Origin of the sequence: Streptomyces sp. NBC_00726, from assembly GCF_045161735.1 — a bacterium.
Taxonomy (GTDB): Bacteria; Actinomycetota; Actinomycetes; order Streptomycetales; family Streptomycetaceae; genus Streptomyces.
Genome location: NZ_CP108983.1, coordinates 3878432 through 3901670 on the forward strand (window position 1 = coordinate 3878432; position 23239 = coordinate 3901670).

The 23239-nt window shown below is 69.4% G+C and carries 23 protein-coding genes; 11 read left to right on the plus strand and 12 right to left on the minus strand.

The features are described 5' to 3' along the window. Window positions 1-6: 6 nt before the first annotated feature. The gene (locus OG338_RS17385) at window positions 7-597 is read right to left on the minus strand and encodes a hypothetical protein (RefSeq protein ID WP_405938202.1); all 591 of its coding nucleotides are present in this window, start codon (window positions 595-597) and stop codon (window positions 7-9) included. Between the two features lie 191 nt (window positions 598-788). On the opposite strand from OG338_RS17385, the gene OG338_RS17390 reads away from it, so the two are divergent. The 3 genes from OG338_RS17390 to OG338_RS17400 are packed head-to-tail and all read left to right on the plus strand — an operon-like array spanning window position 789 to window position 2039. Then, window positions 789-1325, plus strand: a complete 537-nt coding sequence (locus tag OG338_RS17390) for a hypothetical protein (protein WP_405938203.1) — start codon at window positions 789-791, stop codon at window positions 1323-1325. A 40-nt stretch (window positions 1326-1365) separates the two neighbouring features. Continuing rightward, complete coding sequence (locus tag OG338_RS17395) at window positions 1366-1644, plus strand: hypothetical protein (protein ID WP_405938204.1); 279 nt, start codon at window positions 1366-1368, stop codon at window positions 1642-1644. Beyond that, window positions 1644-2039, plus strand: a complete 396-nt coding sequence (locus tag OG338_RS17400; protein WP_405938205.1) for a hypothetical protein — start codon at window positions 1644-1646, stop codon at window positions 2037-2039. The genes OG338_RS17395 and OG338_RS17400 overlap by 1 nt, the downstream gene beginning before the upstream one ends. Window positions 2040-2190: 151 nt before the next feature. Here OG338_RS17400 and OG338_RS17405 read toward each other — a convergent pair whose 3' ends face one another. From OG338_RS17405 to OG338_RS17415, 3 genes are all read right to left on the minus strand, one after another. After that, entirely contained in the window at window positions 2191-2370 is a 180-nt protein-coding gene (locus tag OG338_RS17405) for a hypothetical protein (RefSeq protein ID WP_405938206.1), read from the minus strand. Between the two features lie 195 nt (window positions 2371-2565). Further along, on the minus strand, window positions 2566-5532 hold the full coding sequence (locus tag OG338_RS17410) for a BTAD domain-containing putative transcriptional regulator (protein WP_405938207.1): 2967 nt from the start codon (window positions 5530-5532) through the stop codon (window positions 2566-2568). Window positions 5533-5807: 275 nt separating this feature from the next. Beyond that, a complete protein-coding gene (locus OG338_RS17415) occupies window positions 5808-6011 on the minus strand; it encodes a cold-shock protein (protein ID WP_003967102.1) in 204 nt (67 codons plus the stop codon). Window positions 6012-6294: 283 nt separating this feature from the next. Here OG338_RS17415 and OG338_RS17420 point away from each other — a divergent pair, with 283 nt between their 5' ends. Both OG338_RS17420 and OG338_RS17425 read left to right on the plus strand, forming a co-directional pair. Continuing rightward, window positions 6295-7173 (plus strand): menaquinone biosynthetic enzyme MqnA/MqnD family protein, encoded by an 879-nt coding sequence (locus OG338_RS17420; protein ID WP_405938208.1) that lies wholly within the window; start codon window positions 6295-6297, stop codon window positions 7171-7173. A 325-nt stretch (window positions 7174-7498) separates the two neighbouring features. After that, window positions 7499-7783 (plus strand): WXG100 family type VII secretion target, encoded by a 285-nt coding sequence (locus OG338_RS17425; RefSeq protein ID WP_403989716.1) that lies wholly within the window; start codon window positions 7499-7501, stop codon window positions 7781-7783. Window positions 7784-7862: 79 nt separating this feature from the next. Here the strand turns inward: OG338_RS17425 and OG338_RS17430 are convergent, their stop codons facing one another. From OG338_RS17430 to OG338_RS17465, 8 genes are all read right to left on the minus strand, one after another. Continuing rightward, the gene (locus OG338_RS17430; RefSeq protein WP_405938209.1) at window positions 7863-12323 is read right to left on the minus strand and encodes an FtsK/SpoIIIE domain-containing protein; all 4461 of its coding nucleotides are present in this window, start codon (window positions 12321-12323) and stop codon (window positions 7863-7865) included. 71 nt (window positions 12324-12394) lie between these two features. Next, window positions 12395-12658 carry a hypothetical protein gene (locus OG338_RS17435; RefSeq protein WP_405938210.1) on the minus strand — a complete coding sequence of 88 codons (264 nt, stop codon included), beginning with the start codon at window positions 12656-12658 and terminating at the stop codon, window positions 12395-12397. A 46-nt stretch (window positions 12659-12704) separates the two neighbouring features. Continuing rightward, the gene (locus tag OG338_RS17440; protein ID WP_405938211.1) at window positions 12705-13283 is read right to left on the minus strand and encodes a hypothetical protein; all 579 of its coding nucleotides are present in this window, start codon (window positions 13281-13283) and stop codon (window positions 12705-12707) included. Window positions 13284-13307: 24 nt separating this feature from the next. Continuing rightward, complete coding sequence (locus OG338_RS17445) at window positions 13308-14597, minus strand: PE-PGRS family protein (RefSeq protein ID WP_405938212.1); 1290 nt, start codon at window positions 14595-14597, stop codon at window positions 13308-13310. A 28-nt stretch (window positions 14598-14625) separates the two neighbouring features. After that, window positions 14626-15456 carry a hypothetical protein gene (locus OG338_RS17450; protein WP_405938213.1) on the minus strand — a complete coding sequence of 277 codons (831 nt, stop codon included), beginning with the start codon at window positions 15454-15456 and terminating at the stop codon, window positions 14626-14628. A gap of 15 nt (window positions 15457-15471) precedes the next feature. After that, window positions 15472-16011 (minus strand): hypothetical protein, encoded by a 540-nt coding sequence (locus OG338_RS17455; protein ID WP_405938214.1) that lies wholly within the window; start codon window positions 16009-16011, stop codon window positions 15472-15474. Window positions 16012-16059: 48 nt separating this feature from the next. After that, window positions 16060-17091 carry a hypothetical protein gene (locus OG338_RS17460; RefSeq protein ID WP_405938215.1) on the minus strand — a complete coding sequence of 344 codons (1032 nt, stop codon included), beginning with the start codon at window positions 17089-17091 and terminating at the stop codon, window positions 16060-16062. Beyond that, entirely contained in the window at window positions 17088-17738 is a 651-nt protein-coding gene (locus OG338_RS17465) for a hypothetical protein (protein ID WP_405938216.1), read from the minus strand. The genes OG338_RS17460 and OG338_RS17465 overlap by 4 nt, the downstream gene beginning before the upstream one ends. A 371-nt stretch (window positions 17739-18109) precedes the next feature. Between OG338_RS17465 and OG338_RS17470 the strand changes: the two genes are divergently transcribed. The 6 genes from OG338_RS17470 to OG338_RS17495 are packed head-to-tail and all read left to right on the plus strand — an operon-like array spanning window position 18110 to window position 23233. Continuing rightward, on the plus strand, window positions 18110-18805 hold the full coding sequence (locus tag OG338_RS17470) for a hypothetical protein (RefSeq protein WP_405938217.1): 696 nt from the start codon (window positions 18110-18112) through the stop codon (window positions 18803-18805). Between the two features lie 27 nt (window positions 18806-18832). Next, a complete protein-coding gene (locus OG338_RS17475) occupies window positions 18833-19720 on the plus strand; it encodes a hypothetical protein (RefSeq protein ID WP_405938218.1) in 888 nt (295 codons plus the stop codon). Then, window positions 19717-21024: a CpaF family protein gene (locus OG338_RS17480; protein WP_405938219.1), complete on the plus strand. Its 1308-nt coding sequence runs from the start codon at window positions 19717-19719 to the stop codon at window positions 21022-21024. The genes OG338_RS17475 and OG338_RS17480 overlap by 4 nt, the downstream gene beginning before the upstream one ends. Window positions 21025-21034: 10 nt before the next feature. Then, window positions 21035-22015 carry a type II secretion system F family protein gene (locus OG338_RS17485; RefSeq protein ID WP_405938220.1) on the plus strand — a complete coding sequence of 327 codons (981 nt, stop codon included), beginning with the start codon at window positions 21035-21037 and terminating at the stop codon, window positions 22013-22015. After that, complete coding sequence (locus tag OG338_RS17490) at window positions 22012-22944, plus strand: type II secretion system F family protein (RefSeq protein WP_405938221.1); 933 nt, start codon at window positions 22012-22014, stop codon at window positions 22942-22944. The genes OG338_RS17485 and OG338_RS17490 overlap by 4 nt, the downstream gene beginning before the upstream one ends. Window positions 22945-22987: 43 nt before the next feature. After that, on the plus strand, window positions 22988-23233 hold the full coding sequence (locus OG338_RS17495) for a hypothetical protein (protein WP_405938222.1): 246 nt from the start codon (window positions 22988-22990) through the stop codon (window positions 23231-23233). Window positions 23234-23239: the final 6 nt, after the last annotated feature.

Here is a 23239-nt window from a genome sequence, read left to right on the forward strand (position 1 = left end):
GTTTCCTCAATCGCCGGGCGGGCTTGATCTGTCAGGACCCACGTAAGGGTCGTCCCCCTCCGGCTCCGGCCACGGGCTCGTCTGGACGGAGGGACCGGGTTCGCGGGTCGGGGGCCAGGTGTCGGGGGCGGCGGAGTCCGGTGCGGTGTACTTCGGCGCGGTGTACTTCGGTGCGCGGCGGCGGCCCGGCATCGCACCGGCCCCCGCCAGGATCAGCACACCCCCGCCGGCCGCGAGCGCGACGCCCACGTCCAGGCCCGAGCCGTCGCCCGCGACGGCCAGGCTGTCCGTCACCTGGAAGACGCGGACCATCCACAGCACGGTGAACCCGAGCACCACCACGCCCGCGAGGGCGACGAGCGTACGGGAGCGCAGCAGGACCCCCAGCACCGTGACGACCGCCGCGCACAGGAACGGCAGCCACAGCGAGCCGAACAGGCCGCCGGACTGCGTACCGGTCACACCGGTGCCGGTGAAGAGGTCGCCCAGCCGGTAGTGCCGCCCGAGGCGGCCGTCGTACCAGTCACGGAAGGGGCTCAGCACGGCGGCCGCCGCTCCGGCGAGAGCGAGGACCGCACCGAGGACGTTGCGGATCATCTCCGTACCTCCAGAGCGCTCTCGCTCCGACGCTACGCCGCCCGGGTGACAGCCGCCACCAGACGGAGACGAGACCGTGACAGGGCCATGACCGGCCCGCCGGTCATCCGCGCCATGCTGTGCGTTACGGTTCCGTGTCGCCCGCCATCCGGGCCGGCGACGCCAACAGCAGACAATCGGGGGCGGATTCGATGAGACGGCAGCACGTCAAGCTGACGGTGGTCCTGGTCGCGGTGGTACTCGCGCTCACCGGCTTTTCGAGCGGCAGCCACGGGAGCAAGAGCAGGAGCGGCAAGAGCCGTTCCAGCCACAGCAGCGGTGGTGGCTGCTCCAACGACAAGAAGAGCAACGGCACGTACCACGACACCGACTCCGGCACCCGCTACAACCGGACGTCGGGCACCACCTCGGGCACCACCCGCACCTCCCCGACCCCCACGTCCACCACCGCCCCGAAGGCGTACGTCTTCCGCTGCGCCACCCCCGCGAAGGGCACGGCCAAGGCGGTCACCACCTCCACGGTCCGCCTCACCGCGACCGCGAGCGGCAGTCACACGTACAACGTCGACGTGACCTTCCTCGACGCCTCCGGTGTCGTCGTGGACACGGGCCGCGCCACGGCGAAGGCGTCCCGCGGCGAGACGAAGACGGTGTCCGTCCCGATGGACCACCCGGACAAGGTCACCCGGATCACGAAGTGCGCGGTCACGGCGACGCTGAGCTACTGACCGAACACGCCGCCCCTGCGGGGGCGGTATGGTGTGGTGTATGGCAACCAAGAAGTACACCGTCACCCTGCCGGAGGAGCTGGCCGAGGAGATCCGCGGCGAGGTCGGCCCCGGGGCCTTCAGCGCGTATGTCACGCGTGCCATAGAGCGCCAGCGCGAGCACGACCGGCTGGGTGAGTTGGTGGGGCGGCTTGAGGGTGAGTTCGGCCGGGTGACGGACGCCGAGCTGGAGGCGGCCGAGGCCGAGCGGCGCGAGATCGAGCGGTGGTTTGACGAGCAGCGCGCGAGCGAGGAACCGCAGCGGCGGGATGCCGCCTGATGGCCGATGTGACGTACGTGCTCGACTGCGAAGGGCTTTCCAGGGCCGCGCTCGGCGATACGAAGATGAAGGCCCTGCTCAAGGACGCGCACCGCACCGGTATCCGTGTGATGACCACGTCCATGACCCTGGTCGAGGCATACCACGACAGGATTCGCCGGCCGGCCTGGGACTGGGCGATGTCCGGAATCGTCGTCGAGCCGGTGACCCAGGAGGTCGCCGAGGAGGCGATCCGCCTCCTCCGGGCCACCGGCCTGCACGGCCACAAGTACGCCATCGACGCGGTTCTCGCGGTGATCGCGAACCGGCAGCCCGGCCGGGCGGTGGTCTTCACCTCGGACCGGGACGACATGGAAAAGCTGTGCGGGGCGGGGGTCTTGGTACGGGGGCTGTAGCTCGCCCCCGGACGCGGCCCTCCGGCGGGAAGCGGCCGAACGTCGATGTGATCGCGTTGACCGGCCGGGTGCGGACACGCGGCGGCCGCGGCGGCTTCCCCTCCGCGCCGCCGCGGCCGTTCCCCCTACCCCCGGGGTTCCGCCAGGTGGTTCAACGCGGGTCTGCGCCCGTCATGTGGCTGTCCAGCGGCTTGATCTCGGGCTCACCCGTCATGTGGCTGTCCAGCGGCTTGATTTCGGGCTCGCCCGTCATGTGGCTGTCCGTCGGCTCGACTTCGCCGGTGGTGCCGGGCTTCGGCGTGGTCAGCTTGATCTTCTTGTCGTCGCTCATGCTGTGAACTCCGTTACTCAGTGCATGGTTGGTCGGCAAAGCCCGTCCGGCTGCTCCCCCGTGGGCTGCCGGACGGGCTGTTCAGAGCCGTTCACCTTAGTGCGCGGTTCCACTGTCGAATCGCCTGCCCCCCGACGCGACGCATCGACAGGCACGAGGCTGCCGGGTGGCGATAAACGAACGATGAACGCGGAGTCAGCGGGCCTGGGACGAGGTACGGCCGAGCAGGCCGCGCACCATGTCGCTCTCGGGAGCCTTCAGCTGGTCGAAGAGCACCAGCGCCTCCTGCCAGCAGACCTTGGCACGATCCGCCTGCCCTATGCCGGCCAGGGCCTGCCCCAGCACGGTCAGCACATTGGCCCGCCGCCAGTCGCCTCCGACGTGGAGCAGCACCGTCAGCGCCTGCTCGGAGAACTCGGCGGCGCGGGCCGGACGCCGGGCCGCGAGATGTACTTCGGCCAGCCGGAAGAGGGTCATCCCCTCCCAGAGCCGCTGGCGGCTCTCCCGGAAGACGGAAAGGGCCTCGGTGAGACGCGCCTCGGCCTCGCGCTGCCGGCCCGCCCGAGTCAGGGCGAGCCCTAGCGCGTACCGGCCATTCGCCAGGCGCAGGGTGAGTCCGAGGTGCGCGTAGAGGTCGATTCCCCGGCCGGCCAGCTCGACGGCACTGGCCGTCCGCCCGATGGCCAGATGGACGCGGGACAGGTTGCACAGCGCACTGGCCTCGCCCGCCTGGTTGCCGTCGGCCCGGAACGCGGTGATGGTCTGCTGGAGGAGGACTTCCGCCTCGTCGTGCTGATTGCGGTACGCGGCGATGATCCCGAGTTCGTTCGGCGCGTTGCAATGGGTCCAGACGTCATCGATCGACGAGCCGAGAGCCATGGCCTGCCGGGCTTCCTCCTCCGCCCTGTCGAAACGGCCGGCCGTGCTGTGCACCTGGGCGAGTGTCGTCCGTGCCCTCGCCTCGGAGCGGGCGTCACCAGCCGTAGTCGCGGCATTTCGTACGGTTGTGGCAGCTGATTCGAACTGGCGTGAGTTGGCGCCCGATTCCGCGAGATCCTTGGAGGCGAGAAGCAGGTCGACCGCACGCCGTACCGTTCCGGCGGCACCGCTCTGCTGGACGCACGCGAGGAGCGGGCTCGCCTCCGCGTACAGCCAGTCGAGAGCCCGGCCGTGATCGGAGAACGACAGCCCGGGACGGTTCGTGTGCTCCAGGTGGTCCACGGTGCGGTCCCCCGGCCGCTCCAGCGCATACACCCCCGCCGCCGTCGCCAGATAGAAGTCCAGCAGCCGCGACAACGCCTCCTCCCGCTCCCCGGGCTCCTGCTCGTCCCGTTCCGCGCAGGAGCGGGCGTACAGGCGGACCAGGTCGTGGTAGCGGTAGCGGCCGGGGGCGGCGGACTCGACCAGGGACGTGTCGACCAGGGCCTCCAGGAGGTCCTCCGCCGTGTGGGGGTCGCGGTCGAGGAGGGCGGCCGCGGCGGCCAGGGAGATGTCGGGGCCGTCGGCCAGGCCGAGGAGGCGGAAGGCGCGGGCCTGGGCCGGTTCCAGCTGGCCGTAGCCGAGTTCGAAGGTGGCCTTGACCGCGAGGTCGCCCGCCTGGAGCTCGTCCAGGCGGCGGCGCTCGTCGGCCAGCTTGGCGGCGAGGACCGAGACGGTCCAGGTGCGGCGGGAGGCCAGCCGGGAGGCGGCGATCCGGATCGCGAGGGGGAGGAAGCCGCACGCGGCGACCACGTCGAGCGCGGCCTCCCGCTCCGAGCTGATCCGCTCCTCGCCGACGATCCGGGTGAAGAGCTGAAGGGCCTCCTCCGGCGACATGACGTCCAGGTCGACCAGATGCGCCCCGGCCAGGTCGACCATCCGCACCCGGCTCGTGACGAGCGCCGCGCAGCCCTCCGTACCGGGGAGCAACGGGCGGATCTGGGCCGCGTCATGGGCGTTGTCCAGGAGGACCAGGACCCGGCGCCCGTCCAGCGTGGACCGGTAGAGCGCGGCCCGCTCGTCCAGCGTCTCCGGGATCGCCGAGTCCGCGGTCCCGAGCGCCCGCAGGAACGCGCCGAGCACCGTCTCCGGCTCGGCGGCCCGGGCCCCGGCGCCCTGGAGGTCGACGTACAGCTGCCCGTCCGGGAAGTGCCGACGGGCCCGGTGGGCGACATGGACGGCGAGGGTCGTCTTGCCGACGCCCCCGATGCCGGCCAGCGCGGAGACGGCCATCACGGACCCCTCCGCCGTGCCGAGCCGTTCGCCCAGCTCCCGGACGAACGCGTCCCGCCCGGTGAAGTCGGGCACGGTCGCGGGTAGTTGGGCCGGCCGGACCGGCGCCGCCGCGGGCGCCGGCTCGTCGGCCGGGCGGGCCAGCTCCTCGTCGGCGCGCAGGATGCGCTGCTGGAGCCGGCCCAGCTCCGCACGCGGATCGACCCCCAGCTCCTCGGCGAGCAGCCGCCGGGTGTCCGCGTAGACGGCCAGCGCCTCCGCCTGCCGGCCGCTGCGGTACAGGGCCACCATCAGCAGCTCGCGCAGCCGCTCCCGCAGCGGGTGCGTCGCGGTGAGCGCGGTCAGCTCGGAGACCGCCTCCGCGTGGCAGCCGGCCTCCAGGTCCAGATCGAGGCGGGTCTCGGTGAGCTGGAGCCGCCACTCCTCCAGACGGGTGCGCTGATAGTCCGCGTACGGGCCGGGCACGGAGGCCAGCGCCTCGCCGTCCCACAGCCCGAGCGCCTTGTTCAGGAGGGCCCGCGCCGCGTCCCGGTCGCCGCCCGCCCGCGCCTTCTCCGCGCCGGCCGCCAGCTCCTGAGCCACGGTCAGGTCCAGCGCGTCGGCGCCGGTGCGCATCGCGTAACCGCCGGAGTCGCTGACCAGCGTCTCCGGTCCGAGGACCTTCCGCAGCCGGGACGCGTACGTGCGTACGGCGGCCAGCGCCTGCGACGGCGGCTCGTCGCCCCAGATGCCGTCGATCAGCTCGGCGGCCGTCGCGGTGTGCCCGCCGCGCAGCAGCAACGCGGTCAGCAGCGCGCGCTGCTGGGGCGACCCGGACGACAGCGTCTCGCCGCACCGGTGGACCCGGACCGGGCCGAGTACGGAGAAGTACAGCACGGCCTCGTCCTCCGGGCCCCGCTCGGGAGTCCGCTGCTGCGGAACGCGTACCCGTGGCCCGTCGTCACGGCCCATTGCTGCCTCCTGTCCTGCCTGCGCACGGCCCGGCACGGTCACGGTGTCCGGATCGGTCATAGACCGTCCGGATTGCTCCATACCGTTGATATCGCCGTCAACAGTCTGCCTTGTGAAGGGTCGGCCCGTCAGCAACGGATGACTCTCTGCACAAGCCCTCGACAACGATTCGGAACGGCCCGCGCACGGGCAGGAGCCCCGCTCCTCCGCCGGTGCGGAGGAGCGGGGCTCCTTGGGTACTGCTCTTACCGGCCGCGATCGGCCGACCCGGGCAACTAGGCCGGGGTGACGTTCTCAGCCTGCGGACCCTTGGGGCCCTGAGTGACGTCGAAGTTCACGACCTGGTTCTCCTCGAGGGAGCGGAACCCGGACGCGTTGATCGCGGAGTAGTGGACGAAGACATCCGGGCCGCCGCCGTCCTGGGCGATGAAGCCGAAGCCCTTTTCAGCGTTGAACCACTTGACGGTTCCGGTAGCCATAAGCCCTCCTTGGGCCAAAGGGTTGCCCTGCTCCAGAACCTGCAATGAAGTCTGAAAACTACAAAAGCCTGCGGGTTACATGCTCCGCAGGCTCTGTACTGCAAGGGAAACCAAACTGCAACTTGCCACCGAGCCTAGCACGCAGCGTGTCCGTAGGGGTAGAGGGAAAGATCACTTCACCCGGATGTTTGATAGCCGTCCGGATGAGCCATCCGAGAGCGCCTTCCCGTGTGCCGCCGCCCCCGGTGGGGCGGTCCGGAAGGTACGGGTCTAGCCTCGCGATGTGGACAATTCAACCGTTTCAAACGTCGCGGGCGACGACCGTCGCCCCCGGCCGCGCGTCGGCCACATCCAGTTCCTCAACTGCCTTCCCCTCTACTGGGGGCTGGCACGCACCGGAACCCTGCTCGACCTGGAGCTGTCGAAGGACACCCCGGAAAAGCTCAGCGAGCAACTGGTCGGGGGCGAGCTGGACATCGCCCCGGTCACCCTGGTCGAGTTCCTGCGCAACGCGGACGACCTGGTCGCCTTCCCCGACATCGCGGTCGGCTGCGACGGCCCCGTCATGTCCTGCGTGATCGTCTCGCAGCGGCCGCTGGAGGACCTGGACCGGGCCCGGGTCGCCCTCGGCTCGACCTCCCGCACCTCCGTACGGCTGGCACGGCTGCTGCTCGCCGAGCGGTACGGCGTCACCCCCGACTACTACACGTGCCCGCCGGACCTGGGCCTGATGATGCAGGAGGCGGACGCCGCCGTCCTCATCGGCGACGCGGCCCTGCGCGCCAACCTGCACGACGCCCCCCGCCTCGGGCTCCAGGTCCACGACCTGGGCGCGATGTGGAAGGAGTGGACGGGCCTCCCGTTCGTCTTCGCCGTCTGGGCCGCGCGCAAGGACTACCTGGCGGCCGAGCCCACCGCGGTGAAGCAGGTCCACGAGGCGTTCCTCGCCTCCCGCGACCTGTCCCTGGAGGAGGTCACCAAGGTCGCCGAGCAGGCGGCGCGCTGGGAGGCGTTCGACGCGGAGGTCCTGGAGCGCTACTTCACGACGCTCGACTTCCGCTTCGGCCCGGCCCAGCTGGCGGGCGTCCGGGAGTTCGCCCGCCGCACCGGCGAGGCGGCGGGCTTCCCGGCGGACGTGAAGGTGGAGCTGCTCGGGGGATGAGGTGTCCTATGGGCATTTTTCCCCAGGGGGCGAAATCGCGAAATTGTCCCGGACCTGAAAAGCGGGCCGGTTTCTCGCCGCGCGGGTCCGCGGTCCGTATCCGTCCGGCTATTCGGCCGGCCATGCAATAGGGGACGAATTGAGGCGGCCGCATAAGGCCGGCGCGGGTGAGTCTCCTGACTGGTGGGCCATTTCGAGTGGGCCGGGCGCGGTTGTCCGTCCGGTCCCACCGGCTGTCCGATCTTCTTCCGGATGTTGCTTGTGATGCGGTAGCGTCCCCTGAAACAGCTGAAGTTGTCTGCGATGCGACACGGGGAGGTCTCGGATGGCTGGTGGACCCGGCGGTATCGACCGCGGTGCAAGTCTCACAGAGCTCAAGGGCCTGTACGAAGCGTTCCAGAAGAAGGAGGGAGAGGTCCGCGACCTCATCACTCTCCTGGACGGCAAGTCCAAGAACAGCCACGATTCCTGGCGGGGCCCTGGCGCCGACCGGTTCCGTGACGACTGGACCGGCTTCAAGCCGCACCTTGAGAAGCTCGCCAACTCCCTTGGCGATGCTCACAAGTCCGCGAAGAGCAGTCACGACCGGATCGACGAGGCAACCAGGTAGCGGCCTTCGTACGGGGTGATGCCGGGGCGGTCCGATCGGACCGCCCCGGCATTCTTGTGTGCCGGCTCGGCCCCCGCCCCTACGCTTCCAGCAATGCCTGGACCGGCATCACCTGTCCGTTGCGAATGAGCAGACCACGCCCGGTGGGGCCGCTGCCGGGACTGGGCAGCCGCATGTTGAACAGCTCGCCGTCCGAAGTGCTCTGGGGCGAGAGGATCAGGCCCTGGCGCGACCGCCGGACCTCCACACCGAACCCCCGGTACTGCGAACTGAGCGTGTCCGTGGCACCGGCGGCGATGATGCCGATCGCGCCGTCCCGTCCGGCCTGCGCGACCTCCTCCAGGGCGGTGTCGAGCTCGGAGTCGTAGAGCATCTCGGCATCGTCCACCACGACCGCGTACGTACCGTTCGTACGTCCGGTCAGCTTGGCGAGATCCTTGGCCGAGCTCTCCGAGTCGAGCACGCCGAGGACGCCCGCCTCGGCCTCCAGAGCACGGAGCGGAGAGCGCCGGGGTGTCACGAGGATCAGAGGTACCTGCTGGCCGAGCAGGGTGCGCGCGGCCACCAGGAGCGTTGTGGAACGGCCCGACTTGGGAGGACCGGCGACGAGGAACCCGGGACCGGACTCCTCCAGGTCGATCCCGATCGGCTCCAGCTCGTCGCCGCCCGCGCAGAAGAGCGCCCAGAGCGGTGACGGGGGAGTGAAGTCGGGGGCGAGCGCCCTGGCTTCCGCCACGGTGAGCCGCACGGGCAGCTCGTCCACCCGGAGCGGCCGCAGACCTCGGGGCGGAACGCCGTGGAGTCGCAGCGCCTCCTCGCCGATGTCCCGCAACGCCGCGACCTGGGCCTGCCCGGCCGGGTCGGGTGTCAGGAGCGCGATCTGGCTCTCCTGGACCCCGTGGTCGGTCAGACGCAGGGCCCGGCCGGACGGCATGCTCTTCGGCGTGTCGCGGGTGGACAGGCCGGCCAGTGTGTAGTCGCTGCTGTCGGTCATACGCAGGATGAGCTTGTCGCCGAACGACGGGGAGACCTGGCCGCTGAACCCGCTCCGGTCCGCGGTCATGACCACCTTCACCCCCACGGCAGCGCCCTCCCGGAAGATCTTGATGATCATCTCGATGAGCCGGCCGTAGTCGATGCCCTCCAGCGCCGCGGTGTACCCCTCCCAGCCGTCCAGGAGGAGCACCATCCAGGGCAGCCGGTCCTCGGGGGCCGCCGACGCGCGCTGTTCGGCGGCGCTCGAAAGGCCCTCCATGGCCAGGAGCTGCTGGCGGCGCGAGATCTCGTCGGTCAGCCGGCCGAGCAGCCGTCGCACCCGGTCGGGCTGGTCACGGGTGACCACCGCCCCGCAGTGCGGAAGCCTGGTCAGCGGCAGCAGCGCGTTGGCTCCGCAGTCGATGCCGTAGAGGTGTACGTCCCTCGGCGACGTGGTGGCGACCAGCGAACCGGCGAGGGTACGCAGCGCGGTGGAGCGGCCCGACCGCGCCCCGCCGATCAGCATCATGTGCTCACCGTGGACGAGGTCCAGCGTCAGCGCGGCACGCGCCTGCTCCGAGGGAAGGTCCGTGAGCCCCATCCGGATCGGGGCGACCTCGCCGCCGGGCTCCGGCGCGTCGGTGGCCTCCGGCAGGTCGCCGACCGCCAGCAGCTCGGGCAGCGGCGGGAGCCAGGGGCTGGGCCGGGGGCCGAAACCCATCAGCTCCGCACCGTCGCGTACCGCGTCGACCAGCAGGCTGAGGTCGGTGACCATCGTTCCGTCGTCCTCGCCCTCGGCTGCGCTGGGCGCCGGGCGGCCGAAGTCCCTCCAGCCCACAGCGGCCGCGACGGCCTTGGGACGGTCCGCGCCGATGCTCGGGCGCCGGCCACCGATACGGGCCGACTGGACGGCCACGAGGGACTGCGCGCCGGAACGGACGTACGCCCGGCCAGGTGTGGACTTCGCGATGGCCCCGGCGTCGGGCGCCTCGATGACGTCCGTGGATTCGGTGCTGTCCGTCACCCGGAGTGCGATGCGCAGGTTGGTGTTGGCGCGGATGTCCTGGCTGACGACGCCCGCCGGACGCTGGGTCGCCAGAATGAGGTGCACCCCGAGGGAGCGGCCTCGCCTGGCGATGTCGACGAGGCCCGCGATGAAGTCGGGCAGCTCGGCCACGAGCGAGGCGAACTCGTCGATGATCAGGACGAGCCGGGCCATCGGCTCCAGTCCGGGGCGAAGCCTTCGGGTGTCGTTGTAGTCCTCGATGTCCTTGGTGCCCGTCTCGAAGAGTATTTCCTCGCGCCGTTTGAGCTCGGCGGCCAGGGAGGCGAGGGCACGTTCGGTCAGGTGCGCGTCGAGGTCGCTCACCATGCCGACGGTGTGCGGAAGGCGGGCGCAGTCCATGAACGCGCTGCCGCCCTTGTAGTCGATCAGGACGAAGTTCAGCGCATCGGGCCGGTTGGCGACGGCCAGCGAAGCGATGATCGTCTGGAGCAGCTCGGACTTGCCGGCGCCGGTCGTACCCGCCACCAGGGCGTGGGGGCCGTCGCGCCTGATGTCGAGCGTGAACGGGCCGTCCGCGGCGATGCCGATCGGCACCTCGGTGGTCGACCCGCCCCGCTTCCAGACACCGGCGACATCCGCACCGGCCGGATCGGGCATCCCGAGCAGCGACAGCAGCCGCGCCGCGGTGGGCAGCGCCGCGTTGGCGTCGTCCTGGCTCACGTCCCGTACCGGTGCCAGCGAACGCGCGACGAGCTCGCACCAGGCCGTCGACACTTGATCCGCCAGTACGTCGCCCAGGGCTTCAAGCCCCCCGCCGCTGATCTCGACGTGGTGCGGGGCATCGGTCCGGCCGCTGACGGCCGCCTTGCACTCTTCGGGCAGCAGCCGTTCGTCCTCCTCGATGCAGAGGGCGAACATGCCGAAAAGGGGGCCCTCCTTGAGGAGTTGCGGCATGCCGGGGACGCGCCGCAGCAGCCGCGCCCCGTCCAGAACGATCAGGGTGTACGGATCGGGGCTCAGTCCGCCCGCTGTGCCGAACCCCTGGGACGCCGCTTTCCGGCGCTCCAGTTCGGCCAGCAGCTCCTGGACCCGGCGTCCGATGGCCTCGGGGTCCGAGCCGACCAGCGAAAGGCAGTTCTGCCCCGTCTGGGGGGTGGTGTGCGGCAGCCAGTGCACCCATGTCCAGACGTCCTGGGCATCCGGCGAGGAAGAGAGCGCAACGAGCGCGAGATCCCGGGGACTGTGCAGGATCGCGGCCTGCGCGACCATCCAGTTCGCGACACCGAGGGCGGACCCGCGGTCCCCCGCGACACCGACGACGCCCAGCTCCGCGAGCGGCAGCACGGCGGGTACGTCCGCGAGGACGGGCGGCCGCACCGAATCGTCGAGAGTGCCGCCGTTGGCGGACCGCAGTTCCACGTCCGAAGGGAGAGCGGCGAGACCGGCCCGGAGCTGGAGCGCATCCGGATCGACGATCCGGCGCTCCCAGAGGCGTCTGCGGGGGCCGGTGGCCCACAGCAGCAGCTCCGCCGGATCCGGGTGGGCCTCCCGGCGCCCGCGCTGCTCCTCCACGCCGAGCTCGGTCAGTTTCGTCGCGTACGCCGCGCTGTCCGCCTTGTACTGCTTGACCGCCCGCTTGTACCGCTTGCGTTCGTGCCGGGCCTCGCCGGCCCAGTAGCCGATCATCATCAGCGGACTCATGGCGCAGAACAGCAGTGTGTAGAGCTGCTTGGTCATGAAGTACATCCCGACACCGAAGAAGGCCGGGATCATCGAGGCCAGCAGCTGGAGGCGTGGCCCCTCGCCCTTCACCGGCTCCACCGGGACGATGAGGCGGGGGCGCCGTCGCAGGGGCGACAGCCTCGGCGGACGGTTGTAGGCGTAGCCGCCGTCCTCCGTGGGCGCCAAGTGGGCGTCCGGGCGCTGCGGTTCCCGCAGCCCGATGACGGAGTCACCGACGCGGACGACCGCGCCCACGGGCCAGTCGCAGTCCGCGGTGACCACGTCGTCGCCGATGGAGGCGGAGACGCCTTCCCGGGGATGGAGCGTCACGGCCCCGTCCAGGCCGACCGAGAGTTCGAGGGCGAGCGGGGGCAGCGAGCGGTCGGCGAGCGGAAGGGTGCACGAGGAACCGGTGCCGATGGTCGACCTGCCGACCTGGATACGGGCCACATGCCCGGAACCGGGTCCCCCGCTGACATGGAGTTCGTACCGCCCCGTGGGCTCTCCTGCCCGCATGAACGGCCCGATGGCGTCGTCCGTGGTGACGCGGGCACCGTCCCGCAGGACGGACCGCGCGGGCTCGTCCGGCGCGCACCGATGGCCGTCGACCCAGAGCGGGACCCCGGCGTCGCGGGGGTCCGGTATCCGCTCGCCCCACACGGAACGCGACACCACCACGGCCCGGGACGGCGACTGCCCGGCCGCCGCCCCGGATGCCCGCCCGTCGCCACCGGTCAGGCAGGCCGCCACATCGGCGGCGGTCGCCTCCGCCTCCAGGGTGACCAGAAGGTCCTGCGGGGCAACCCCTTCCCGCACGACCGTCACCAGGACTCGCATGGATTACTTCCTCCCGGTCCGCTGCCGGACCGCCGGTTGATGGGGGCGCGTTCACTTCGGCATGCGACGGCTCAGGTCTTCTGCCTCTGCCGGGCGTCCTTGACCGACTGGTCGCATGTACGGGCCTCCTCGCGCAGCGCCTCCGCCACCGTGTCGCACTTCGCCCGCCAGGACTTCAGCTGCCCACGGGTGCGCTCGGCGTGGGGGCCCTTCCAGGTCTTCATGGTGGCGGTCGCGTATGTGTGCGGGGCGTTCGCGATGCTCGCGATGTGGTCGGCGAGGCTACGGAGCTCGCCCGCGCGCCTGGTGAGTTCTTGGAGTTCCGGGTCTGCCATTTCCTCGATCTCCCCGTTTGATGCGGTCGTGACCGCGCTGCGTGATTCAGTCCATCGGTTCGGGTCGCCGAGGAGTGGTCACCTTGTTGAAGACCTCGATCGCCGCCGCGTACGTGGTGAGTTCGATCGTATCGACCTCCTCGAAAAGGATGGCCAGCGCCAGATCGGTGGCATCGCACTCCCCGGTCGCGGTGCCCCAGCTACAGAGCCCCTTTCCGGCCGGGTTCTTCCTGCGTTCAGTGGTGATTTTCACCCCGGGCCGACTGAGGACGGCTCCCTTTTTCAGCCCCGTTACGGTGTAGTCGTACCTGCGGTCCAGCCAGGACAGCCGCAGTACGCGGTCCTGCTTCCGGAACGCGCGGCTCTTGAAGGACATCTCGACGGGCGTGCCGTCAAGAAGGAGGCGTGGAGCCTTCAGTGTGGGGCGATAGTTGCTGAGTGACGTGTACGTGGCGTCAGGCATCTGCGCGCCATGAAGGCGAAGCTCCAGCGGCTTCGCGGCGGACAACGGCCATTTGATGCGCGTATGTCCAAGACTCACTTCGCCGTAGGGGCCCACGATCCCCTTGCGGCCGGACTCCTTCTTGGTGGTGAACGGTGTGAGTTCGAAGGTGATCTCACTCATTCATGCCTCTCCTTCCTCGTCATGTCAGAACCAGTTCATTGGGTTCGCGTGTTTACCGATGCTCTTTGCGCCGTTCGCAATTCCGGAGCCGACCTTCTTGGCCTTGTCGCCGACCCAGTCCTTCGTATCGTTCCACTTTTCCTTTACTTCGGGCCAGTGCTCCACCACTTTCGCACCGACGTACACACCGCCGAATACGACGGTCGCCCCGATCGTGACAGGGTTCGGAGCGATCATGGCGGCCGTCAACGATGCGTTGAAGCCGACCTCGGCCACGTCCGCCACATACCCGGCCCCCTTCTTCTTGAAGGCATCGACGGGGTTTCCCTGCGCCGCGACGTTGGCGACGCTCACACCCGTTGCGAGGGCGGAGCCCGCGATGCCGGCGCCCCGCAGGAATCCAGCGGTCTTCCCGGTCGCGGCGAGTCCCTTGAGGAACGGGGAGGCGGTCTTGCCGGCGGCGATGACCGAGGGCCGGGCGTTGGAGAGCTGCTGGAAGTAGGACGCGCTGCGCCAGACCTTGAACAGGTTCGCGTTGGCGGCACGTGTGACGAGGGCACCGGAATGGGTCACTCCGCCGTACAGCGCCGCTGCGGCGTCCGATCCGACGATGGCGTTGATGCCACGGCTCACGAAGGGGGAGTTCAGGACAGGGAGTCCCCGGGCCGCATCCCAGGCGGTGCCGAAGATACTGGCTTCACGCGTCCCGGTGAACGGGATTCGGCTGAGAGCCCGGTAGAGCGCGCTACGGCTGTTGACCTGGCCCGCCAGCTGGCTGGGGAGCCAGCTCCCAGGGGCAGAGAGCGAGCGGAGAATTCCCGGAGCGCGGCCTTGCAGGTAGCTGCCGAGCTTCCCGGAATCGACAATGGTGCGCAGCCAGCCGCTGTGCCAGGAGTTCCTGAAGAGCACGTTCGCCATAGCGGGGCCCGAAATAAGGGTGAGGCCGCCGATCTTCAATCCGGTGGTGTAATCCGAAATATCGTTCAGGACCTCTTCGATCTCCTTCTCGCTGTACTTGTCGAGGCCGGGCACTTTCTTCAGATAGTGGGCTTCGATCCGTGCCAGCCATTCGCTGTACGTCTCCCGGTCGCCCCGTTCGAGCAGCTTCTCCTCTCTGACCGTCGTCGCACGGCGGCGCATGTCCGGGCCAGACTCGGTGACCCAGCTGCGCATCGGCTTGATCGGCGCCAGACGGTCCGAGACCCCGAGCGAGGAGGCCCGGCTCAGGGCCTCGGTGAGCTTGTCTCCCATCCCGCCCTTGCCGTCTATGAGCTTGGCGAGTTCATCCAGATCATCTGCGTTGACGTTGCGCACGGTGGTCCCCCGGGTGAAATTCCTGCGGCTACGCGTTGCTCGGGACGAGGTCTTCCTTGTCGGGGAGCAGGTCGGCGAGCTTGTCCCAGAGGTCGCGGGAACTGGTCCGGACGACCCGGAGCGTGGTGTCGGGGCCGATCTGCCCCTCCTGGATGGGCTCCTGGGGCTGTACGCGCTCCCAGTTGCCGTGGTGTCCGCAGTCCCACACCGCGATGCTCCGCACCGAGGCCGCTTCCGATGCGCCGCCCCAGGTGGTGGTCATGCGCCAGGTGGAGTTGAGGGACATGGCCAGTTCGGCCAGGGCCGACAGCTCGGGTTCGGCAAGGTCGCTCGCACCGGAAACGGCGGCGATGACGGCCGTCCTGGTGGCATCCACGTCGTCCGTCGCCTGTTCCATCACCGCGAATGCCGCATCCAGCGCGCCCATCGTCGTCGTGATCTCGGGGACGCCGAGCAACTCGGACTCCTCGATGTCGATGCTTTGCAGCTTGACCTTGCGAGCGAGCTCCCACACCAGAGTGCTCGGCTGGATGGGAACGTATTCGGACTCCTCGTCCCCGGGCCAGCCGTCGTGGGAGAACACGGTGTCCTGGCCGACCACGACGCCGTGGTTCAACGGTCCCTGCGGGCCGGTCACTTCGGCCTGGATCAGGACCAGAGGCTGGGCGAGAGCGGTCAGCAGGTCGCGGAGCAACGGCGAGAGCTCGCCCTCCGGGCCGACGAGGCCGATGCGCTGAAGCTCGCCCAGCGAATGAAAGAGCTCGGCCGGCGGCGCCTCCTTGTCCATGAGGTGTGCCAGTACGGTGATGTGACGGTCCGCCAGTCGAAACCGGCCGCGGGAGCTGTCGAAGGAAGGCATGCCGCTCATCCTCTCCTATCGGTTTTCGGGTGTTCCGTGGGTGGTGGAGCCGGCCAGGGCGGTGAGGAAGGCCATCCGGTCGTGTGTGGCGATGGAGAGCCGTTCGCCCTGCCGGGTACGGATTTCCACGCTTTTCATTCCCATGGGGACACCCCATCCGCCACCGACGAGGCGCGGCGCGGCGCGATCGGACGCCCGGAGCCCCGGAACCGGGGCGTCGATGTTGCCCAGCGACGCGGCGTATCGCTGAGCGGGGCTCAGGGGCTGCCGCTGGATCTCCTGGACGACGGATGCGGGGTCCACATCCGTCAGGGCCATTCGTTCCCGGCCGACGCGGAGCAGGTTCCGCGCCGGATCGATGTGGATGCGGTTGTAAATGGCCTTCGAGATCGGGACGGAGAGGCAGGGGATGAGGACGAGGAGGAAAACCGCCGAAACGGCGAGCCACGGTCCGGTGTCCTCCGGGACCGAGTCGAACCCCATGTAGGCGACGCCGACGACATAGATGCCGATGCAGATGGCGGACCATGTTCTGGGGAGCTTTTCGGTGTACATTCGGGGCCTTTCGGCGGTCGGCTGTATGGAGTTTCCGTCCGATTCCGCTCAACGGTTGATGGCCTGGATTTCCTGGACGGTGATGTTCTGGGTGGTGCCGAAGGTGCCCGTGGGGAGGGTGCCGCCCGCGCCGCCGGTTCCGGTCCAGGTGACGTTCCAGGTCAGGGTGGCCTGGAGCGCGTACGAGCCGTTTCCGGAGGACCGCAGGTAGGTGACTCCGCACGAGGGCGTCTTGTCGGCGTCGCCCTTGGCGTACGGGGTGCCGATGTGGCCGCCGCGGAAGGCGCATTCGCCGCTTCCGGGATGCAGGGTCGCGTCCTTGGTGCCGGGTTTGATGTGCAGGGAGACCGGGGTGGCGGTGACGGTCGACCGGAGGCTGACGCCGCCGGCGTCGAGGGAGGCGGTGACCGAGACGGGTTTGAAGGTCGCTTCGTCGAGCCAGGCCCAGGTGGGAAGGTTGACCTTGGTGTTGCCGGCCGGGGCGAGGCTGACCTCGGTCTTCGGGACATCGACCTGGTTGTAGGCGAGTTGGGCGAGGACTTCGGGGGTGACGCTGTTCTTGACCTGGGGGGCCTTGCCCTTCTCGACCCAGAAGGGCAGTTCGCTACAGCTCCACGCGCCCGGCTCGTCCCAGCGGTCCTCGTCCTGGACCGAGACCCAGAAGGCGCCTTCGTCGGCCTTGTCCAGGTTGTAGTTCTTGTACTTGCCGTCCTTGTACATGTCCCGGTACTGCCCGGCGGCGGTCTTGGCGTAGCTGTGCTGGCCGGGCGTGTTCACGGTCGTCGTGTACATGTCCTCGACGCTTTTCTTGAACTCCGCGGGGGAGCGCGGCTCGTACCAGCAGGCGGGGGGCGTCCAGTTGCCGGTGGGGGCGAAGCCGCCGGACGACTTGCCGGAGGTGCCCTTCGTGGAGCCGGAGTAGCTGATGCGCGAGGTGAGGGTATGTCCGTTCCGCTCCGCGGAAGGTTTCGACTCACCGCGGGATCCCCCGGGGATGATCTCCGCCGAAGCCGTGGCCGGAAGGAGCGCGATCAGGCCGAAGGAAAGGGTGGCTGCCAGGTATGGTGTTCGTCTGTTCACGGCGTGCACTTCTCTTGGCCCTTCTTCGACTTGAGTTCGGTGGTCTGCCAAATGCCGTCCGCGTTCTTCTCCAGACGGGTGCTGTAGAGAACGTAGGAAGTCTTGGTGACCGGAGTCTTATTGATTTTCCCGGTCTTCCGGTTTTTGCTGAAAGCCTGGGACTCATCAGCACAGAAGACGAGTCCTCCGGATTTCGAATCGAACATCTGGAGTTCGGGGTCGTAGTAGCGGACCGTTCCCGTGTAGGTGAGTCCGGCGTCGACGAACGTCTTGACCCAGTCGGCGGCTCCCACCAGCGCATTGCCCCGGTGGTAGAAGGCCAGAGCCGGCTCGTCCGGATCCCCCTGAGTGATCGCGTAGTTGGTGGCGGTCATCGCCTCGGCGGCGTCCGTCAGAACCGCGTCCTTCGTGGGGTCGCTGCTCTTCCAGTCCTCGAAGCTGTCTTTGATGTCGCCGGGCAGCTGGATGTCGGGCCGCTTGACGTCATTTTCGGGGAGTGCGCTCGGGCTCGCGGACTTCGGCCCGCCCGAGTCGACGCCCGCGATCTTGTCGTTCGCCCCGGGCTCGTCGTCGCTGCCGCATGCGGTCAGGAGGAGGAATGCCGCGGTGGTCAGCGCGGTGGCAATGGGCAACGTGCGGCGGTTCACTGGCGACTCCCGTGGGTCAACTGATGTCCGAGGCAACATGACGCTATCCGGGGGCCATTGGTTTCGCCATCGTGAACTTGCCAATCGTCCCGGCGGTCGCTGGACCTGTCCGACGGGCGTGTTGTGGGAGGTGGGTTGTGCTGCGAAGCCCGTCCGTCCCGGCGGATGTGGGGCCGCGCGTCGGCGGCAGGGGAGGTGAACTGTCTTGTGGTGCATCACGGTTGCCGCCGTAACATCTTGATGCTACATATGTGCGAATGTTAAGCTGCAAGGGCCTTTGGGTGTCTTCAGTGTCCGGCCAACTCACCTGTCAGTCCTGACGCGTTGGTGAATGGCCGAATTGTCTGTGGTGGTAAACGGGGAGCGGCTGCGTGAAGGTGCGGGACCGTACGGGGGCGGGGAACCAGCGGAGTTCCGGACCGGCCCAGCATGCAGGTGAGCGGCTTCCGGCGCCGGTGCGTGAACGCAAGCCCGCGCTTGCCGCGCTCGCCGTACTGCTGATTCTCGTCGGCGCACTCGGTGCGACCGTGCTCGTGCTGCGGGCCGGTGACCGGATCAAGGTCGTGCGTCTTTCCGCGGACGTGCCGGCGGGGAAGGCCGTGACCGACGACTCCATGACGTCCGTCATGGTGGCGGACGACCCGGGTATCCACTACGTGCCGTGGAGTCAGAAGAACGAGCTGAAGAAGCTCCGGGCCAAGAGCACTCTGGTCGCAGGCACCATCCCCATCGGTGAGATGTTCTCGGACGACATGGGGCTGCCGGACGGGAAGGCATTCGTGGGGCTCGCCCTCAAGGAGGGGCAGTACCCGGCCGGCATCAAGACGGGCGACGAGGTATCCGCGTACCGCGTCGGCGCCGACAGCGACAAGGATGCCGCCGGCGCCAACGCGTTGATCGTCCGGAGCGCCAAGGTCAGTGACGTCGTCAGGGGCGACAACTCGTTGGTCGGCAGTGGCAGTCTGCCCGTCACCCTCCTGGTCAGCAGTTCCGACGTCGAGGGACTCACCCAGGCCGCCGCGACCGGTCAGGTCGCGCTGGTGCTGGTCCCCTCGCCCACCAGCTGATTCACGAGCGCACAGGAAGCAGAAGAAATGGCGCTCATCGCGCTCGCGGCGGACAAGGGGTCGCCGGGTGTCACCACCGCAGCCGTCGCACTCTCCGCCGTCTGGCCGCGCCGCGTGCTGCTGGCCGAGGCGGATCCCGCCGGTGGCGATCTCGTCTACCGCGGCCAGGCCGCCCACGGCGGTCCGCTGAACCCCAACGCCGGCATGCTTTCGATCGCCGCGACCGCGCGTCGCGGTCTCGCGCCCGACCAGCTCTGGGACCATTCCCAGACGCTGTCGGGCGGCCTCGACGTTCTTGTCGGCATCGGTTCCTCCGAACAGGCGGCGGGGCTGGCCGGCCAGTGGTCCCTGCTCGGCCGTTCCTTCGCCGCGCTGGCGGAGTCCCCGCAGGCCCCCGCCGACGTCATGGCCGACTGCGGCCGGATCAGCGGGGACACCCCCGCCCTCGATCTGTTCGCGCACGCCAGTCTGGTGCTGCTCGTCGCGCGTACCCAGCCCGAGAGCATCGCCCGCGTGCGGGACCGGGTGCTCGCGCTCTCCACTCGGCTGCACGGTGCGTCGCGCGGCGGCGCCCAGCCGGCGACGCCGCTCATCGGCGTCCTGCTGGTCGCCGATCCCAGTGACTCGGCGAAGGTGGCGGGCCAGGTCGACAGCATGCTGATCGGCGCGCAGTCCGGCGCCCGTGTGATGGGCACGCTGGCCCACGACCCGTCCGGCGCCGAGCAGCTGGCCGGGCGCAAGCGCGGCCGGCTCGACAGGTCGCTGCTGATCCGGTCGGCCCGGCAGATCGCTCGTGACATCTACCAGCAGTACGGCGCCGCCTGGACGTTCCCCGTCCAGGGAGCGGCACCGGGGTACATGCCCGGCCAGATGCCCGGAGCGGCGCAGGGCCCGATCCCCGGTGCGCGCCGATGACCGCCGTCGACCACCAGCTGGTCAAACGCTTCCGGCAGGAAGCCGGAGACCGGATCGCCGAACAGCGCCGGATCGACCAGGCGTCCGGCGTCCGCCAGATGTCCAGCGAGGACGAACGCCAGTATGCGCGCGCCGTCATCGCTCAGATCCTGGAGGAGTACGCGCGGGCCGAGATCAACGCCGGCCGGACGCCGTTCGACGCCGAGACGGAGGAGCAGTCCGCCGCGGCCGTGCACGCCGCGCTCTTCGGGGTGGGGCGGCTACAGCCGCTGCTCGACGACCCCCAGGTCGAGAACATCGACATCAACGGCTGCGACCAGGTCTTCGTCGGGTACGCGGACGGCAGGGAAGTGCGTGGGGACCCGGTGGCCGAGACCGACGAGGAGCTTGTCGAGCTGGTCCAGATCCTCGGCGCGTACTCGGGCCTGTCGTCACGGCCCTTCGACTCCGCCAACCCCCAGCTCGACCTGCGGCTGCCCGACGGCTCCCGGCTTTCCGCGGTGATGGACGTGACCCGAAGGCCCGCGCTGTCCATCCGGCGGGCCCGCATGGGCAAGGTCTTCATGTCCGACATGGTGGGGAACGGCACGGTCACCCCGGACCTGGGGCACTTCCTGGCCTGCGCGGTCCGGGCCCGTAAGAACATCATGATCGCGGGCGCGACGAACGCGGGGAAGACCACCCTGCTGCGCGCGCTCGCCAACGAGATTCCGCCGCAGGAGCGGCTCGTCACCGTCGAGCGGGCCCTGGAGCTGGGCCTCGACCAGTTTCCCGACCTGCACCCCAACGTAGTGGCGTTCGAGGAGCGGCTGCCCAACTCCGAGGGCCAGGGCGCCATCATGATGTCCGAACTGGTGCGCCGCTCCTTGCGTATGAACCCGTCCCGGGTGATCGTAGGCGAGGTGCTCGGCGACGAGATCGTCACCATGCTCAACGCGATGTCGCAGGGCAACGACGGCTCGCTGTCCACCATCCACTCGAACAGCTCCAGCGAGGTCTTCACCCGTATCTCCACCTACGCCCTACAGGCCGCCGAACGGCTGCCCATCGAGGCGAGCCAGATGCTGGTGGCCGGAGCCATCAACTTCGTGGTCTTCATCGAGCGCCGCAACGACTTCCGGAAGGGCGGCACCCTGCGCCGTCTGGTCACCTCCGTACGTGAGGTGAACGGCGTCGACGGCCGGGTGCTGTCCAGCGAGGTGTTCGCCGAGACCCCCGACGGCCGGCTCGTACCGCACGCACCCATCGCCTGTGCCGAGGAACTGGCCGCGCACGGCTACCGCCCCAGCGGATCCTGGGGGTGAGCGGAGAGACATGAACGGCATCTCCTCGTTGAGCGGCGTTTTCTCGCTGCCCGTGCTGTACGCGGTGGTATGCGGGGTGTTCGCCGGAGGCGGCCTCGCCCTTCTGGTCCTCGCCGTCCGGGGCACACCCGCGAAGGCACCGCACGAGAAGGCCAGATCGAATGAACGCCTCGCGGAACTGGCCCGGTTCACCGGGCGCCGCGGCTCGGTCTCGATCGGTGCCGGGCTCGTCATCCTGCTGCTGACCCGCTGGATCGTGGCAGGCATCGCAGCCGGTGTGCTGGTCTTCTTCTGGGACCGTCTCTTCGGCGGTGCCGCGGCGGAGCGGGCCGCGATGCGCCGGGTCGAGGCCCTCGCGGCATGGACCGAGTCGCTGCGCGACACCATCGCCGGTGCCGTCGGACTCGAACAGGCCATCCCGGCCTCGGCGCGGGCCGCCGCACCCGCTCTGCGTTCCCACCTGGACATGCTCGTGGACCGGCTGAGGGCGCGTACGCCGCTGCCCGACGCACTTCAGATACTCGCCGACGAGATCGATGACGCATCTGCGGACATCATCGTCGCGGCCCTCATCCTCAACGCACGACTCCGGGGACCGGGCCTGCGACAGGTTCTCGGTGCCCTGGCCAAGTCGGCCCGCGAGGAAGTCGACATGCGGCAGCGCGTGATGGCCCAGCGGTCCAGCACCCGGCGGAGTGTGCAAATCGTCGTCGGCGTCAGCGTCGTCTTCGTGCTCGGACTCGCGATCTTCAACCGGGACTTCGTCTCCCCGTACGGCACACCGCTGGGCCAGCTCGTCCTCCTGTGTGTGTGCGGTCTGTTCGCCCTGGGGTTCTGGTGGCTGCGCAAGCTCTCCACCATCGAGACCCCTGAGCGTTTCCTGGTGCGGGACGACATCGCGGTGCGCTTTGTGCGCCCCCAGCCGTCAGCGTCGTCGCCCCAGCGGGTCCGGTCCTCGGCGCCCGGTAACGAGGAGGTCTTCCCGCGATGAACCTCACCCTGCCCGTGGTGGTCGGGGCCGTACTCGGTCTCGGGGTCTACACACTCGTACGGGCGCTGCTGCCGTCCAGGCGGGGCGCGGTCGCGACGGTGGCCCGTATCGACGCCATGCGTGCGCGTGGCACGGCCTACGAGACGAGCCCGAACGGGGACGGGGACGCGCCCACCGGGCGGCTGGACTCGCTGCGTGTCCGGGCCGGCGCCCGCGTCGCCGACTTCTATGTGCAGCAGGGCTGGGAACAGCGCTCGCTACGGGCTGATCTCTCGGTCCTCGAACGCGGGTGGGAGCACTTCCTGGCGACCAAGATCCTGCTGGGTGCCGCCGGCCTCTTCTTCGGCCCGCTCGTCTTCGTGGTCATCTGGACGCTCGGATTCGGCAGCGGCCCGATCGTCCCGCTCTGGCTGGCGCTGGCCTTCGCTGCCGGGTTCTTCTTCCTGCCGGACCTCGAAGTACGGCGGGACGCCGCCGAGAAGCGCCGCGACCTGCGGCGGGCCATCGGCGCCTATCTCGACCTGGTCGCCATGAACCTGGCCGGTGGCCGCGGCCTTCCCGAAGCGCTGATGGCGGCGGCCGAGGTGAGCGACGGTGCGGCGCTGCGGCGGATCCGTAACACCCTGGCGGACGCCCGCATCACCGGGACCAGCCAATGGCAGGCCCTTGGGCGGCTGGGCGAACAGCTGGGCATCGACGAGCTGAAGGACCTCTCGGCGTCGCTGGCGCTCGTCGCCGACGACGGAGCGAAGGTACGTGAGTCCCTCGCCTCCAGGGCCGAGACGATGCGGCACCGGGAGATGGCCCAGATCGAAGGCAGCGCGGGTGAGAAGTCACAGTCGATGCTCGTCGCCCAGCTGCTGCTCTGCGCCGGATTCCTTGTCTTCCTCATCTTCCCGGCCGCCGTGCGCGTCTTCCAGGTCAGCTGACCTCCGTAACCCGAATGCCCCTTCTCCGAAAGGATCCGAGTCCATGGACGGTCCCCGTATCAGTCATCCGGCCATCGATTTCCTGCTGACCTTCCTGCGGGCCAGGGTGGAGCGGGCCCGCTCAAGCGAGCTCGACCGTGGCGCGTCCGCCGTCGAGTGGGTGATCATCTCGGCCGTGGTCGTGGCGATCGTCGGTGTGGTCGCCGCGATCCTCAACCTCGCGCTCAAGGACGGCGCCACCAAGGTCGGCAAGTGCATCGCGGGCAGCGACGCCGACTCGACCTGCTGACCCGAA

Excerpts from the sequence above, each read along its gene's own strand:
- OG338_RS17385 (WP_405938202.1), bottom strand. The coding sequence starts at position 597 with ATGATCCGCAACGTCCTCGGTGCGGTCCTCGCTCTCGCCGGAGCGGCG.
- OG338_RS17390 (WP_405938203.1), top strand. The coding sequence starts at position 789 with ATGAGACGGCAGCACGTCAAGCTGACGGTGGTCCTGGTCGCGGTGGTA.
- OG338_RS17395 (WP_405938204.1), top strand. The coding sequence starts at position 1,366 with ATGGCAACCAAGAAGTACACCGTCACCCTGCCGGAGGAGCTGGCCGAG.
- OG338_RS17400 (WP_405938205.1), top strand. The coding sequence starts at position 1,644 with ATGGCCGATGTGACGTACGTGCTCGACTGCGAAGGGCTTTCCAGGGCC.
- OG338_RS17405 (WP_405938206.1), bottom strand. The coding sequence starts at position 2,370 with ATGAGCGACGACAAGAAGATCAAGCTGACCACGCCGAAGCCCGGCACC.
- OG338_RS17410 (WP_405938207.1), bottom strand. The coding sequence starts at position 5,532 with ATGGGCCGTGACGACGGGCCACGGGTACGCGTTCCGCAGCAGCGGACT.
- OG338_RS17415 (WP_003967102.1), bottom strand. The coding sequence starts at position 6,011 with ATGGCTACCGGAACCGTCAAGTGGTTCAACGCTGAAAAGGGCTTCGGC.
- OG338_RS17425 (WP_403989716.1), top strand. The coding sequence starts at position 7,499 with ATGGCTGGTGGACCCGGCGGTATCGACCGCGGTGCAAGTCTCACAGAG.
- OG338_RS17430 (WP_405938209.1), bottom strand. The coding sequence starts at position 12,323 with ATGCGAGTCCTGGTGACGGTCGTGCGGGAAGGGGTTGCCCCGCAGGAC.
- OG338_RS17435 (WP_405938210.1), bottom strand. The coding sequence starts at position 12,658 with ATGGCAGACCCGGAACTCCAAGAACTCACCAGGCGCGCGGGCGAGCTC.
- OG338_RS17440 (WP_405938211.1), bottom strand. The coding sequence starts at position 13,283 with ATGAGTGAGATCACCTTCGAACTCACACCGTTCACCACCAAGAAGGAG.
- OG338_RS17450 (WP_405938213.1), bottom strand. The coding sequence starts at position 15,456 with ATGCCTTCCTTCGACAGCTCCCGCGGCCGGTTTCGACTGGCGGACCGT.
- OG338_RS17455 (WP_405938214.1), bottom strand. The coding sequence starts at position 16,011 with ATGTACACCGAAAAGCTCCCCAGAACATGGTCCGCCATCTGCATCGGC.
- OG338_RS17475 (WP_405938218.1), top strand. The coding sequence starts at position 18,833 with ATGGCGCTCATCGCGCTCGCGGCGGACAAGGGGTCGCCGGGTGTCACC.
- OG338_RS17480 (WP_405938219.1), top strand. The coding sequence starts at position 19,717 with ATGACCGCCGTCGACCACCAGCTGGTCAAACGCTTCCGGCAGGAAGCC.
- OG338_RS17485 (WP_405938220.1), top strand. The coding sequence starts at position 21,035 with ATGAACGGCATCTCCTCGTTGAGCGGCGTTTTCTCGCTGCCCGTGCTG.
- OG338_RS17490 (WP_405938221.1), top strand. The coding sequence starts at position 22,012 with ATGAACCTCACCCTGCCCGTGGTGGTCGGGGCCGTACTCGGTCTCGGG.
- OG338_RS17495 (WP_405938222.1), top strand. The coding sequence starts at position 22,988 with ATGGACGGTCCCCGTATCAGTCATCCGGCCATCGATTTCCTGCTGACC.